This window comes from Ramlibacter sp. (genome assembly GCF_041916345.1).
Lineage (GTDB): Bacteria > Pseudomonadota > Gammaproteobacteria > Burkholderiales > Burkholderiaceae_C > Ramlibacter.
Window position 1 is genome coordinate 23414 of record NZ_JAYRZR010000038.1, and the last position, 12197, is coordinate 35610.

The following is a 12197-nucleotide window of genomic DNA, read 5'->3' on the forward strand; positions in this document are numbered from 1 at the left end:
CCCACGGTCGAACTGCACCGAACCACCCAAGGAGAACCCCTCATGCGCAAGCCCCTCGTCACCGCCCTCGTCCTGGCCGCCGCGGCCGCCACCGCCAGCGCCCAGGCCGTGCGCACCGAGCGCAACATGTCGCTGGACCTCGCCAACCAGATCGCCGCCGCCACCGTGGCCGCCTGCACCGCCGGCGGCTATGCCGTGACGGCCACCGTGGTGGACCGCGCCGGCAGCATCCGCGCCGTGCAGCGCGCGGACAACGCCGGCCCGCACACGCTGGGCGCCAGCTACGAGAAGGCCTTCACCTCCGCCTCGGCGAAGAACAACACGCTGGCGATGATGGAAGGCGCCCAGAAGAACCCCGCCGCCGCGAACCTGGTGCACATCCCCGGCTTCCTGCTGCTCGGCGGCGGCGTGCCGGTGAAGGTGGGCAACGAGACCATCGGCGCGGTCGGCGTCGGCGGCGCACCCGGTGGTCACCTGGACGAGCAGTGCGCCGTGGCCGCGCTGGACAAGGTGAAGGACCTGCTGAAGTGAGCCGGATGGCCCCCTCACCCGCCGTGAAGCGCCGGGCCGGCCTGCGGGCCTGGGCCGCCGCCCTGGTGTACGCGGTTGGCGCGCTGGCCGTGGCGCCGGCCGAGGCGCAGACCGCGCCCACGCCCGCCGAAGCCGCGCAGTACCAGGGCCTGCACGCCGCCGCGCATCGCGGCGATGCCGCGCGCATCGCCCAGCTCGCGGCGGGCGGCTCCAGCGTGAATGCCCGCGACGGCCACGGCCGCACGCCGCTGCACGTGGCGACCTTCGCCCGCCAGCGCGCCGCGATCCAGGCGCTGGTGAAGGCCGGCGCCGGCATCGACCTGCTGGAGCACGACCGCTACGACGCCGTCACCATCGCCTCGGTGGCCGACGACGAGGAGACGCTGCGCCTGCTGCTGGCCCTGGGCGCCAGCGCGAAGCAGGTGACCAGCCGCTACGACGGCACGGCGCTGATCGCCGCGGCCCACCTGGGTCATGACGGCGTGGTGCGCCAGCTCATCGCGGCCGGCGCGCCGCTGGACCACGTGAACAACCTGCACTGGACGGCCGTGATCGAGGCCATCGTGCTGGGCGACGGCGGGCCGCGCCATCAGGCCACGCTGAAGGCGCTGATCGACGCCGGCGCCAGCCTGCAGCTCACGGATCGCAGCGGCCGCACCCCGCTGGCGCTGGCGCGGTCGCGCGGCTACACGGCGATGGTGACGATGCTGGAGCAGGCGGGCGCGCGCTGACCCCCTTGGTGCCGGGGCGACTCCGGGTCACACCGGAGCAGCGCGCCGCCCGACCCTGCCTACCATCGCGCGATGGCCGCCGCCCCGCTTGCCGAACAGCCCGCCGAGACCGCGCCGTCCACCATCCAGCGCGAGGTGCTGCCGTCGGCCTCGCGCCATGTGGTGATGGCGGCTGTGCACGTGCCCGGCCCCATGCACGAGATCGAGCCCGCGCCCTACCTGCGCATCAGCTTCAACATCGGGCCCTCCTATTCGTTCGACGTCAGCGGCACCGGCCAGCGCGGCGCCTTTGTCTGCAAGCGCCATTCGCTGCTGGTGATCCCGCCCGACCTGACGGTGCGCCACGATGCCAGCATGCCCAAGCCGGTGGGCCGGGCCTACAAGCCGGCGCGACTCGCCACCTTCCGCCTCTCGCGTGAGCTGGTGGCCGACTGCGCGATCGAGCTCGGCCTGCCGCCCGATCGCGCGCGGCTGCGCCACCAGGTGGTGCCGGCCGACGACGTGCTGCGGCCGCTGGCCCTGGCGCTGCACGCGGACCTGCGTGATGGCAACCCTGACGGCGCCCGGGCCTCCGAGCGGCTGGCGATGGCGCTGGTGGGCCGGCTGCTGCTGCGCGAGCACCACCAGGCCGCCGGCCCCGCCCGCCGTGACCTGGACCGCGTGCGCGACCACATCGAGCAGCACCTGGCCACGGAACTCGCGCTGGACGACCTGGCGCGCGTGGCTGGCATGAGCCTGTTCCACTTCTGCCGCGTGTTCCGCGACACCACCGGCATCACGCCGCACCGCTACATCCTGGCGCGGCGCATGGAGCACGCCAAGCGCCTGCTGTGGGCGGGTGCGGGCGGCGCGGGCGCGGCCGCCGAGGCGCATGCGCCCAGCGTGCTGGAGATCGCGCTGGCCTGCGGCTTCGCGAGCCCCAGCCACTTCTCGGCGCAGTTCAAGCGGCACACCGGGCGCACGCCGCTGCAGTGGCAGCGCGAGCTGCGGCCCAAGAGCAGCAACGGCTGAGCAGCACCCCGCCCGGCGCAGCTCGTGCCGAGTCGCGCACCGGACAACCCCGGGTAAATGCCGAGGGGCGCGCAGCAAGTTTCCGCGATTCGGTGCGCCGTGCGGCAAGCGGCCGACAGACGCACCGGCCCGCGTGCCGAACCATGGCCTCTCCATCCACCCCGTTGAGGAGATCGCCATGCCCCACACCCCCCCGGCCCCGCGCTGCAACCGGCGCCTGGTTCTCGCCGCCGTCGCCGCCACCTGCGCGCTCCCGCTCGCTGCGCGTGCCGCGGCCAAGCCGCTGCTGATCGGCCAGTCGGCCCCGCTCACCGGGCCGATGGCTGGCCCGCTGCTGGGCGTGCTCGGCGGGCAGAAGATCGCCTTCGACGAGATCAACCGCAAGGGCGGCATTGGCGGCCGGCCGATCGAGCTGCTGATGCTCGACGACGCCTTCGACCCGAAGCGCACGCTGGAGAACGCCCGCACGCTGGTCGAGCAGAAGGAGGTGATCAGCCTGTTCGGCACCGTCGGCACCGCACAGACGGCCGCCGTGCTGCCCTACATCGCCGAGAAGCGCATGCCGCTCATCGCCGCCTACAGCGGCAGCCCGGCCCTGCGCGAGCGGCACCACCCGACATTCTTCACCACGCAGGCGAGCTATGCCGACGAACTGGTGCGCATGGTGCGCAACCTGAAGGCGATCCAGTCCACCCGGCTGGCGGTGGTCTACCAGAACAACGAGTTCGGCAAGCTGCTGCTGCCCCTGGCCGAACGCATCATCCAGGCCGAGGGCGCCACCGTGGCCGTGGCGCGACCGCTGGAGGTGTCCGGCGCCGACGCGGTCGCCACGGCCCAGGCGGTGGCCGCGGCGCGGCCGCAGGCGGTGATCATGGTGGTAGCGGGCCCGGCGGTGCTGCCCTACGTGAAGGCCAACCGCGCCTGGGTCGGCGCGCCGGTCTATACCTTCTCGCTGTCGCTCGGCACGATGATCCTGAAGGCGCTGGGCGACGACGCGCGCGGCCTCGCCGTCTCACGAGCGACGCCCTACCCCTGGCGCGCCACCAATCCGCTGGCACGCAACTTCGCCCAGCTGATGCAGCGCGAGGACCGGCCGGTGGACTACGACCACTACGCCGGCTACATCAACGGCCGCGTGCTGATCGAAGGGCTGAAGGCGGCCGGCAAGAACCCCACACCCGAGAGCCTGGTGCAGGGCATGGAGAAGCTGGGCCGGCTGGACCTGGGCGGCTACGAGCTGAACTTCAGCCCGACCAACCACCATGGCTCGAACTTCGTCGAGATCACGGTGGTGGGGCCGAACGGCAACTTCATTCGCTGAGCCGGCCGCTCAGTGGGGCCGGCCCGGGAAGATCAGCAGGGCCGGCTCGACCTGCGCGAGAAACAGGAAGTCTCGGTCGTTGTGCACCAGCAGGGCGTCTTGCTCGAGGGCCAGCGCCGCGATCAGGCAATCGGTGGGCTTGCGGATCGTGAAGCCGGCGCTCCGCGCTCGTCGGTAGAGCTGGGCCGCGAGCCTGTGCGTCGCCAGGCCTTGGGGTTCGAGAACCGTGAGGCCCGTGAACATGGCGAACAAGTGGTCGAAGGCTCGGTCACTGGTCACGCCCTGCAAGACCTCCTGCACGATCAACCCGGTCACCGCCAGTTCGTCGACTTCGTCCCGACTAGCGATGAACCGCGTGGACTCGGTCTGCGCACCCCGATGCGCGTCGATCCACACCGAAGAGTCGACCAGCAGCATCAGCGCTTGCGGCGAGCCTTGGCCTCGGCAGGACGCGATGGCCGGGCCGTCGCATAGGGCGACTCCGGCTCCATGATGCGACCCTTGCCGAAATCTTCAGGTGCGGATGCCTTGGGGTCGTAAGCCGGATCGATGCCGCCGATGCCGAAGAAGTCCCGGAACCGCGGCCGCTTGGCCCTGGCCACCATCTCACGCAGGGCGCGGTCGACGGCTTCGCGCTTGGTGCGCGCACCGGTGAGTGCCATCGCTTCGGCAATGAGCGCCTCGTCGATGTCGATGTTCGTGAGCATGACAGGAATTGTACAGGCAATGTACAAACCAGCAGCCCACTCACTCGGCCAGCGTCACCCGCGCGAACTTGCGCTTGCCCACCTGCACGACATAGGTGCCGGCGGGCAGCTTGAGCCCCTTGTCGCTGATGGCGGCGGAGTCGATGCGCACGCCGCCGCCGTCGATCAGGCGGTTGGCCTCGCTGGTGGAGGGGGCCAGGCCGGCCTGCTTGAGCAGCTGCGCGATGCCCAGAGGGGCGCCGGTGAGCGCCACCTCGGGGATCTCGTCGGGCACACCGCCCTTGCTGCGGTTGATGAAGTCCTGCTCCGCCGCGTCCGCCGCCGCGGCGCTGTGGAAGCGCGTGGTGATCTCCTTGGCCAGCATCACCTTGGCGTCGCGCGGGTTGCGGCCGCCCTCCACCTCGGCGCGCAGCTTCGCGATCTGCGCCTCGCTCAGGAACGACAGCAGCGTGTACCAGCGCCACATCAGCGTGTCGGAGATCGACATCGTCTTGGCGAACATGGTGTTGGCGTCCTCGGTGATGCCGATGTAGTTGTTCTTGCTCTTCGACATCTTCTCGACGCCGTCCAGCCCCTCCAGCAGCGGCATGGTCAGGATGCACTGCGGCTCCTGGCCGTACTCGGCCTGCAGGTGGCGGCCCATGAGCAGGTTGAACTTCTGGTCGGTGCCGCCGAGCTCCAGGTCGCTCTTGAGCGCCACCGAGTCGTAGCCCTGCATCAGCGGGTACAGGAACTCGTGCACGCTGATCGGCGTGCCGGCGGTAAAGCGCTGGTGGAAGTCGTTGCGCTCCATCATGCGCGCCACGGTGTACTTGGCGGCGAGCTGGATCATGCCCATGGCGCCCAGCGGCAGGCTCCATTCGCTGTTGTAGCGGATCTCGGTCTTCGCCGGGTCGAGCACCAGGCTGGCCTGGGCGTAGTAGGTCTCGGCGTTGGCCTTGATCTGCTCCGGCGTGAGCGGGGGGCGGGTGCTGTTTCGGCCCGACGGGTCACCGATCAGGCTGGTGAAGTCGCCGATCAGGAAGATGACCGTGTGCCCCAGGTTCTGCAACTGGCGCATCTTGTTCAGCACCACGGTATGGCCGATGTGGATGTCGGGCGCCGTCGGGTCCAGGCCCAGCTTGATGCGCAGCGGCACGCCGGTGGCTTCGGAACGGGCCAGCTTGCGCAGCCAGTCCTCCTGCGGGATCAGTTCATCGGCCCCGCGCAGGCTCACCGCCAGGGCTTCGCGGGTGCGGTCGGTCACCGGGTGGGACGGGGGGGCGGCGTCTTGACTCATGAGGGTTTCTTCGTAGGCCGGGCCCGGCGGCATGGCTATACTTCCGGGTCGCCGGGGACCGCCGATTCTAGTGGGCGCTCCCTTCCCGGCCTCCGGCCGGCAGCAACCCAAGGACCGATGCAGGACATCCTGATCGCAGCGGCCCGGCTCAAGGCCGCAGCCCTTCATACGCTGGAACATCATCCCAGGCACATCACGGCCGCGATCGCCGCTGTGCTGCTGGGGGGTGGCGGTGGCGCGTTCGCAGTCGCCTCCCTCGGCCCCGATCCCGCCGCCATGCCGGTGCGCCAGGTGATCGAGTCGGTGGAGCCTCTGCCCCTGGCCGCGCAGAGCGATGCGCTCGACCTGCACCGCTACAACCTCTACCTGAGCGACACCGTCCGGCCCAACGACACCGTCGATACGCTGCTGGCCCGCCTGGGCGTGAGCGACGCCGCCGCGGCCGCCTTCCTGCGGCAGGATGCCAACGTGCGCCAGCAACTGCTGGGCCTGAACGGCCGGCAGGTGCGCGTGGAGACGACCGAGGAGCGCCAGCTCGCGCGGCTCACCGCCCGCTGGACCTTCGGCGACAACAACCTGTTCAAGCGCCTGGTGGTCGAGCGCACGCCCGAAGGCCGGCTGGCCTCCCGCATCGAGATCGCGCCGCTCTCCGCCTCGTACCGGCTGGGCAGCGGCACCATCCGCAGCTCGCTCTTCGCCGCGACGGACGAATCGGGCATCGCCGACCCCATCGCCATCCAGCTCGCCAACATCTTCGCCGGCGACATCGACTTCCACCGCGGCCTGCGCAAGGGCGACCGCTTCAGCGTGGTCTATAAAACGCTGGAGGCCGACGGTGAGCCGCTGCGCACCGGGCGTGTCATCTCCGCCGAGTTCGTGAACGCCGGCCGCGTGAAGAACGCACTGTGGTTCCAGGAGCCGGGCACCCAGGGCGGCTACTACGATTTCTCGGGTGAAAGCCTGGAGCGCGCCTACCTCGCCTCGCCGATGGAGTTCTCGCGCGTGACCAGCGGCTTCGCCATGCGCCTGCACCCCATCTTCAAGACCTGGCGCGCCCACATGGGCGTGGACTACGGCGCGCCCACCGGCACTCCGGTGCGTGTGGTGGGCAACGGCGTGGTCGATTTCGCCGGCGTCATGGGCGGCTACGGCAAGGTCGTGCGCGTGCGCCACGGCCAGGGCGACGAGACGCTGTACGCACACCTCTCGCGCATCGACGTGCGCCAGGGCCAGTCCGTGCAGCGCGGCGAGCGCATCGGCGCCGTCGGCGCCACCGGCTGGGCCACCGGCCCGCACCTGCACTTCGAGTTCCGCCAGAACGGCCAGCATCGCGATCCGATCGAGATCGCCCGCAAGAGCGAAAGCCGGCCGCTGGCCGCCAGCGCCCGCCCGGCCTTCGAGCAGGCCGTGGCCAGCCTGCGCGTGCAGCTCTCGGCGGCGGCCACCACCACGGTCGCCGCCCGCATGGAGTAGCCCGGGCGCCGCCCCGCGCGGTGCCCGCTGCGGACCATGTCGACGCTCTATATCGGCCTGATGTCCGGCACGTCGCTCGACGGCGTGGATGGCGTGCTGGCCGACTGCGCCGGGCCCCGGCCACGCGTCATCGCCCATGCAGAGTCCCCGCTGCCCGCGCCGCTGCGCGCCGAGCTGCTGGCGCTCAACACGAGCGGTCATGACGAGTTGCATCGCGCCTGGCTGGCCGGCAACGCGTTGATGCGCCTCTACGCCGACGTGGCCATGCGCCTGCTGGCGGACACCGGCACCGAGGCCGCGGCCGTGCGGGCCATCGGCGCCCATGGCCAGACCGTGCGCCACCGGCCGGGGCAGTTCGACGGCACCGGCTACACCATCCAGCTCGCCCAGCCGGCCCTGCTGGCGGAGCTGACCGGCCTGACGGTGGTGGCGGATTTCCGCAGCCGCGATGTCGCGGCCGGCGGCCAGGGTGCGCCGTTGGCCCCGTTCTTCCACCACGCGGTGTTCGGCCGCGACGACGCCGCGGTCGGCGTGCTCAACCTCGGCGGCATCGCCAACCTCACCGTGCTGCGCCCGGGTGGCGGGCAGATCGGCTTCGACTGCGGGCCGGCCAACGCCCTGATGGACGGCTGGTGCGCACGCCACACCGGCCAGCCCTTCGACCGGGAGGGCGCCTGGGCGGCCGGCGGCCAGGTGCACGCCGGCCTGCTGGCGGCCCTGCTGGCCGAGCCCTACTTCGCGCTGCCGCCGCCCAAGAGCACCGGGCGCGACCTGTTCCACCCCGCCTGGCTGCAGGCCCGCCTGGACGCCTGGCCGGGCCTGGACCCGCGCGATGTGCAGGCCACGCTGGCCGAACTCACCGCCCGCGGCTGCGCGGACGCCGTGCGGCTGCACGGCCGCGACGTGGCGGAGGTCATCGTGTGCGGCGGCGGTGCCTTCAATGCCCACCTGATGCGGCGGCTGGGCGCCCTGCTGGCGCCGGTGGCGGTGGTCGCGAGCGCGGAGCGGGGCATTCCACCGCAGCAGGTGGAGGCCGCAGCCTTCGCCTGGCTGGCTTGCCAGTGCGTCGAAGGGCGAAAGCTGGCGCTCACAAGCACCACGGGCGCCCGAGGCGCCCGTGTGCTGGGTGCGGTCTACCCCGCCTGATCGGCAGGCCGCGTTCGAACGGTCAGGTCGAGAAGCTCGAACCGCAGCCGCAGGTGGTGGTGGCGTTGGGGTTCTTGATGACGAACTGCGCGCCCTGCAGGTCTTCCTTGTAGTCGATCTCGGCGCCCACCAGGTACTGGAAGCTCATGGCGTCGATCAGCAGGGAAACGCCGTTCTTCGTCATCACCGTGTCGTCGTCGTTGGCGACTTCGTCGAAGGTGAAGCCGTACTGGAAGCCGGAGCAGCCGCCGCCCTGCACGAAGACGCGCAGCTTCAGATCGGGGTTGCCTTCCTCGGCGATCAGGTCGGCCACCTTGGCGGCCGCGCTCTCGGTGAAGATCAGCGGCGCGGGCATTTCGGTGGACACGTTCTCGGCGACAGCGCTCATGGTCGAAATCCTGGTAGTTTCAGTCGGATATTACGCCGGCCGGCCGGCTGCCGCCAATCAGGCGGACTTTGCCGCCAGTTTCAGTAAGGGCTTTTCAGCGCTGCCGTCGGCCACGATGGGTTTGAGCTGCCCCGAGATCACCGCGCCCTGATGCATTTCCAGCGCGACGTAGGTCACGTCGCCCTCGATGCGGGCCTTGGGCTGCAGCTCCAGCAGCTCGCGCGCGTGCACCGGGCCGCGCACGCTGCCGTTGATGATCACGTGGTCGGCCTTGATCTCGCCCTGCACCGTGGCCGCCTCGGAGATGACCAGCAGGCTGCTCGATTCGCCGGCGGCATGCACGTCGCCGAACACCTCGCCGTCGATGCGCAGGCCCTCGCTGAACTGCATGTGGCCCTCGATGCGGGTGCCCTGGGCGATCAGGCTCTTGATGGGGGGCTGGGACTTCTTGCCGAACATGGGGTCGTTCTCCTCGGTGGGGCCGCGGGTCGGCCTACAGCGCGACGCTCTGAACGGCCCGCGTGGCGGCACCGTCCAGGACCTTGGCGGACACGTTTTTTACCACGGCCCGCTCCGGCAGATTGACCATGCCCTCCAGGCGCCGGTACTGGCGGAACTGCAGCGGCAGCGCGCCGCCGGGCAGCGGCATCAGCCAGGGCTTGCCGTCCAACGTACCGGAGAGACTGACCTCCAGCCGGCCCTGGAACTCGGGCGCGTTCTTCACCGGCTGGATCACCAGCACCTGCCACTTGAGCTGCGTGCCCGACAGCACCTCGGCCTGCAGGCCGCGGATGGCCACCCCCTCGCCGCCACCGGCGGGGATGAGCTTCTCGAAGAAGCCCAGGTCCTCGCGCAGCGAGCGGTTCTCGGTCTCCAGTGTGCGGATCTGCGCGGCCAGGCGCTCCTGCGCGGCGCGCTCGGCGGTGATCAGGCTGCCGGAGGTGTTGAGGATGGACTGCGCCTTGTCGCGCTCCTCGCGCAGCTGGGCGACCTCGGCCCGCAGGCGGACCACCTCTTCCTTGGCGCCCGTATCCACGCCGGCGATGTCCTTGCCGAGCTCGAAGGCCCACAGGCCGATGGCGGCGCAGAAGCCCAGCACCACCGCGGCCAGCGCCCATCGGATGGGCCAGGGCATGGCGCTGCGCACCGACATGCGCGGTGCGCTGATCGTCAGGCGGCGGCGCAGGAGCTTGAAGCGCATGGGATGCGACTGTGCCCAAAGCACAAGGCCGCAGCAAGCGTGAACTTGTGCGGCCTCGGGCTCGGGCGAGCGGGGATCAGCGCTTGCTGAACTGCTTGCGGCGGCGGGCGGAGTGCAGGCCCACCTTCTTGCGCTCCACCTCGCGGGCGTCACGGGTAACGTAGCCGGCGGCGGAGAGTTGCGGCTTGAGGGCCGCGTCGTAGTCGATCAGGGCGCGGGTGATGCCGTGACGCACGGCGCCGGCCTGGCCGGATTCACCACCACCGTGGACGTTGACCTGGATGTCGAAGGCCTCGACATTGTTGGTCAGCACCAGCGGCTGCTTGGCGATCATGATGGAGGTCTGGCGGCCGAAGAATTCGGCGATGTCCTTGCCATTCACCGTGATCTTGCCGGAGCCCTTCTTGAGGAACACGCGGGCGACGCTGCTCTTGCGCCGGCCGGTGCCGTTGTTCCATTCACCGATCATGCTCAGATCTCCAGGGGCTTCGGTTGCTGCGCGGTGTGCGGGTGCTCGGCACCGCCGTACACCTTCAGCTTCTTGATCATGGCGTAGCCCAGCGGGCCCTTGGGCAGCATGCCCTTCACGGCCTTCTCCAGGGCGCGGCCGGGGTGCTTGGCCTGCATTTCCTTGAAGGTCTGGGCCTTGATGCCGCCGGGGTAGCCGGTGTGGCGGTAGTAGACCTTGTCGGTCTCCTTGGTGCCGGTCACACGGAGCTTGGAGGCGTTGATGACGACGATGAAGTCGCCGGTGTCGACGTGAGGCGTGTAGATGGCCTTGTGCTTGCCGCGCAGTCGGAGGGCAGCTTCGCTGGCTACCCGGCCGAGGACCTTGTCGGTCGCGTCAATCACAAACCACTCGTGCCGCACGTCAGCGGGCTTGGCGCTGACAGTGGTGGTCATAAAGACTCTCGAGTTGGTTTGGCGGCTCCCACGTGAGCGGGGACCGCGATCTGCCCCTTTTCCACGGTCGGTGTCCCTCTTGCGGGGATCTCTTAGGTGGGTTCTGTACTGCTTCGCCGCGGGGGCCCAAGGCGCTGCGAACCCGGCATTATAGCCAGAAGGATGCAGGACGCCACGCCCCCGGCAACCGCTCAGTCACTACGCACCGAACGCCGCAGGCGTTTTGCGAGTGACAATCACGCATGTTCTCCTACCGCCACGGCTTCCATGCCGGCAACCACGCCGATGTCCTGAAGCACCTGGTGCTGGTGGCCGTGCTGCGCCACCTCATGACCAAGCCCACCGCCATCACGGTGGTGGATACCCACGCGGGCGCCGGCCTCTATCGGCTGGACAGCGACTTTGCCGGCACCTCGGGCGAGGCGGCCGATGGCATCGTGAAGCTCATGGCCAGCCCGCTCGCCGCCGAGGGCGCGCATCCGCTGGTGGCCGACTACCTGGACCTGGTGCGCGGCTTCAACCGCGAGGGCCGGCTGAAGATCTATCCCGGCTCGCCCTTCGTGGTGCATGCGCTGCTGCGCCGCGAGCCGCGCGACCGGCTGTGGCTGTTCGAGCTGCACCCGACCGACAGCAAGGCGCTGGCCGGCCACGTGGCGCAGATGGAGAAGGTCCGCCAGGTGGGCCAGAAGCGCGAGGACGGCTTCGAGGGCCTGAAGGCGCTGGTGCCGCCGCCCTCTCGCCGTGGCCTCGTGCTGATCGACCCCAGTTTCGAGATCAAGACCGACTACACCCGCGTCGGCGCCGCCATCCAGGACGCGCTGAAGCGCTTCCCCACCGGCAGCTACATGGTGTGGATGCCGGTGATCCCGCGGCCGGAGGCGCACGCGCTGCCACGCCGGCTGAAGACGCTGGCGCAGCAGGCCGGCCGCCCCTGGCTGCATGCCATGCTGCACATCGGCCAGGCGGACGAGGCGCCGGCCGCCCCGCTGGCGGGGGCAGGCGTGCGCCGCCCCGGCCTGACGGCCAGCAGCGTGTTCCTGATCAACCCGCCCCACACGCTGGCCGCCGGCCTGCGCGAAGCCCTGCCCCCCCTGGTGGAAGTGCTGGGCCGCGGCCGCGGGCAGGCGTGGAAGGTGGAGAACGGCGGCTAGCGGCCGTTCAGAACCGCTTGCGGATGCCCGCGCCGAAGCTGCTGCCGCTGGTGGCGCCGCTGAGGGTGTCGCGCATCAGCATGGCATAGACGTCGGTGCTCTTGGACAGGAAGTAGTCGTAGCCCAGCGTGGTGGTGCGCCGCGTGGCGCCAGGGTCGCGCTCGGTTCGGGCCGTGCCCAGCAGCACGCGGCCGCCACCCACCGGCACCGACACGCCCAGCGACACGGTCGCGGTCTTGGGCACCAGCACGCTCGACTTCGACTTGCCCCAGGTGGCGAAGGCCTTGGCCACCTGGAAATCGTAGGAGGCGCCGAGCATCCAGTCGGTCGTGGTGTCGGCGCTCGCGAAGGGCGC

General features: G+C 70.5%; 16 protein-coding genes. 7 read left to right on the plus strand and 9 right to left on the minus strand.

The genetic code is table 11. The features are described 5' to 3' along the window. Positions 1 to 42 precede the first annotated feature (42 nt). The 4 genes from ACE3T5_RS11830 to ACE3T5_RS11845 all read left to right on the plus strand — a co-directional run bounded on the left by ACE3T5_RS11830 (position 43) and on the right by ACE3T5_RS11845 (position 3594). Complete coding sequence (locus tag ACE3T5_RS11830; RefSeq protein ID WP_374667806.1) at positions 43 to 531, plus strand: heme-binding protein; 489 nt, start codon at positions 43 to 45, stop codon at positions 529 to 531. A gap of 5 nt (positions 532 to 536) precedes the next feature. Further along, complete coding sequence (locus ACE3T5_RS11835) at positions 537 to 1262, plus strand: ankyrin repeat domain-containing protein (protein WP_374667808.1); 726 nt, start codon at positions 537 to 539, stop codon at positions 1260 to 1262. Positions 1263 to 1334: 72 nt separating this feature from the next. Beyond that, positions 1335 to 2273 carry an AraC family transcriptional regulator gene (locus ACE3T5_RS11840; RefSeq protein ID WP_374667811.1) on the plus strand — a complete coding sequence of 313 codons (939 nt, stop codon included), beginning with the start codon at positions 1335 to 1337 and terminating at the stop codon, positions 2271 to 2273. 178 nt (positions 2274 to 2451) lie between these two features. Further along, on the plus strand, positions 2452 to 3594 hold the full coding sequence (locus ACE3T5_RS11845) for an ABC transporter substrate-binding protein (protein WP_374667813.1): 1143 nt from the start codon (positions 2452 to 2454) through the stop codon (positions 3592 to 3594). 9 nt (positions 3595 to 3603) lie between these two features. Here the strand turns inward: ACE3T5_RS11845 and ACE3T5_RS11850 are convergent, their stop codons facing one another. Genes ACE3T5_RS11850 through tyrS form a run of 3 tightly spaced genes read right to left on the minus strand, consistent with a single transcriptional unit; the run spans position 3604 to position 5580 of the window. Then, positions 3604 to 4011: a PIN domain nuclease gene (locus tag ACE3T5_RS11850; protein ID WP_374667815.1), complete on the minus strand. Its 408-nt coding sequence runs from the start codon at positions 4009 to 4011 to the stop codon at positions 3604 to 3606. Then, positions 4011 to 4301, minus strand: a complete 291-nt coding sequence (locus ACE3T5_RS11855; RefSeq protein ID WP_374667817.1) for a type II toxin-antitoxin system VapB family antitoxin — start codon at positions 4299 to 4301, stop codon at positions 4011 to 4013. Before ACE3T5_RS11855 ends, ACE3T5_RS11850 begins: the two co-directional genes overlap by 1 nt. Before the next feature lie 40 nt (positions 4302 to 4341). Beyond that, positions 4342 to 5580, minus strand: coding sequence for a tyrosine--tRNA ligase (gene tyrS / locus ACE3T5_RS11860; protein WP_374667819.1), 1239 nt, complete (start codon positions 5578 to 5580; stop codon positions 4342 to 4344). A 117-nt stretch (positions 5581 to 5697) separates the two neighbouring features. Between tyrS and ACE3T5_RS11865 the strand changes: the two genes are divergently transcribed. Further along, positions 5698 to 7053 carry a M23 family metallopeptidase gene (locus tag ACE3T5_RS11865; protein WP_374667822.1) on the plus strand — a complete coding sequence of 452 codons (1356 nt, stop codon included), beginning with the start codon at positions 5698 to 5700 and terminating at the stop codon, positions 7051 to 7053. A gap of 36 nt (positions 7054 to 7089) precedes the next feature. Beyond that, complete coding sequence (locus ACE3T5_RS11870) at positions 7090 to 8199, plus strand: anhydro-N-acetylmuramic acid kinase (RefSeq protein ID WP_374667824.1); 1110 nt, start codon at positions 7090 to 7092, stop codon at positions 8197 to 8199. Positions 8200 to 8221: 22 nt separating this feature from the next. Here ACE3T5_RS11870 and erpA read toward each other — a convergent pair whose 3' ends face one another. The 5 genes from erpA to rplM all read right to left on the minus strand — a co-directional run bounded on the left by erpA (position 8222) and on the right by rplM (position 10691). Continuing rightward, positions 8222 to 8587 carry an iron-sulfur cluster insertion protein ErpA gene (erpA, locus tag ACE3T5_RS11875; RefSeq protein ID WP_374667826.1) on the minus strand — a complete coding sequence of 122 codons (366 nt, stop codon included), beginning with the start codon at positions 8585 to 8587 and terminating at the stop codon, positions 8222 to 8224. A 57-nt stretch (positions 8588 to 8644) separates the two neighbouring features. Further along, positions 8645 to 9046, minus strand: a complete 402-nt coding sequence (locus ACE3T5_RS11880) for a polymer-forming cytoskeletal protein (RefSeq protein WP_374667828.1) — start codon at positions 9044 to 9046, stop codon at positions 8645 to 8647. A gap of 34 nt (positions 9047 to 9080) precedes the next feature. Then, the gene (locus ACE3T5_RS11885) at positions 9081 to 9788 is read right to left on the minus strand and encodes a DUF6776 family protein (RefSeq protein WP_374667830.1); all 708 of its coding nucleotides are present in this window, start codon (positions 9786 to 9788) and stop codon (positions 9081 to 9083) included. Between the two features lie 76 nt (positions 9789 to 9864). Then, a complete protein-coding gene (rpsI, locus tag ACE3T5_RS11890; RefSeq protein WP_374667832.1) occupies positions 9865 to 10257 on the minus strand; it encodes a 30S ribosomal protein S9 in 393 nt (130 codons plus the stop codon). 2 nt (positions 10258 to 10259) lie between these two features. Continuing rightward, a complete protein-coding gene (rplM, locus tag ACE3T5_RS11895) occupies positions 10260 to 10691 on the minus strand; it encodes a 50S ribosomal protein L13 (RefSeq protein ID WP_374667834.1) in 432 nt (143 codons plus the stop codon). Positions 10692 to 10933: 242 nt separating this feature from the next. Here rplM and ACE3T5_RS11900 point away from each other — a divergent pair, with 242 nt between their 5' ends. Beyond that, the gene (locus ACE3T5_RS11900; protein ID WP_374667836.1) at positions 10934 to 11842 is read left to right on the plus strand and encodes a 23S rRNA (adenine(2030)-N(6))-methyltransferase RlmJ; all 909 of its coding nucleotides are present in this window, start codon (positions 10934 to 10936) and stop codon (positions 11840 to 11842) included. A gap of 7 nt (positions 11843 to 11849) precedes the next feature. Here ACE3T5_RS11900 and ACE3T5_RS11905 read toward each other — a convergent pair. Then, the coding region (locus tag ACE3T5_RS11905) for a porin (RefSeq protein ID WP_374667838.1) at positions 11850 to 12197 on the minus strand (348 nt) is incomplete at its 5' end.

Bases quoted from the DNA above. Each gene is read 5' to 3' on its own strand.
- tyrS (WP_374667819.1), bottom strand. From the start codon at position 5,580: ATGAGTCAAGACGCCGCCCCCCCGTCCCACCCGGTGACCGACCGCACC.
- ACE3T5_RS11885 (WP_374667830.1), bottom strand. From the start codon at position 9,788: ATGCGCTTCAAGCTCCTGCGCCGCCGCCTGACGATCAGCGCACCGCGC.
- ACE3T5_RS11865 (WP_374667822.1), top strand. From the start codon at position 5,698: ATGCAGGACATCCTGATCGCAGCGGCCCGGCTCAAGGCCGCAGCCCTT.
- ACE3T5_RS11840 (WP_374667811.1), top strand. From the start codon at position 1,335: ATGGCCGCCGCCCCGCTTGCCGAACAGCCCGCCGAGACCGCGCCGTCC.
- ACE3T5_RS11830 (WP_374667806.1), top strand. From the start codon at position 43: ATGCGCAAGCCCCTCGTCACCGCCCTCGTCCTGGCCGCCGCGGCCGCC.
- ACE3T5_RS11870 (WP_374667824.1), top strand. From the start codon at position 7,090: ATGTCGACGCTCTATATCGGCCTGATGTCCGGCACGTCGCTCGACGGC.
- rplM (WP_374667834.1), bottom strand. From the start codon at position 10,691: ATGACCACCACTGTCAGCGCCAAGCCCGCTGACGTGCGGCACGAGTGG.
- ACE3T5_RS11900 (WP_374667836.1), top strand. From the start codon at position 10,934: ATGTTCTCCTACCGCCACGGCTTCCATGCCGGCAACCACGCCGATGTC.
- ACE3T5_RS11880 (WP_374667828.1), bottom strand. From the start codon at position 9,046: ATGTTCGGCAAGAAGTCCCAGCCCCCCATCAAGAGCCTGATCGCCCAG.
- ACE3T5_RS11835 (WP_374667808.1), top strand. From the start codon at position 537: ATGGCCCCCTCACCCGCCGTGAAGCGCCGGGCCGGCCTGCGGGCCTGG.
- ACE3T5_RS11850 (WP_374667815.1), bottom strand. From the start codon at position 4,011: ATGCTGCTGGTCGACTCTTCGGTGTGGATCGACGCGCATCGGGGTGCG.
- ACE3T5_RS11845 (WP_374667813.1), top strand. From the start codon at position 2,452: ATGCCCCACACCCCCCCGGCCCCGCGCTGCAACCGGCGCCTGGTTCTC.
- ACE3T5_RS11855 (WP_374667817.1), bottom strand. From the start codon at position 4,301: ATGCTCACGAACATCGACATCGACGAGGCGCTCATTGCCGAAGCGATG.
- erpA (WP_374667826.1), bottom strand. From the start codon at position 8,587: ATGAGCGCTGTCGCCGAGAACGTGTCCACCGAAATGCCCGCGCCGCTG.
- rpsI (WP_374667832.1), bottom strand. From the start codon at position 10,257: ATGATCGGTGAATGGAACAACGGCACCGGCCGGCGCAAGAGCAGCGTC.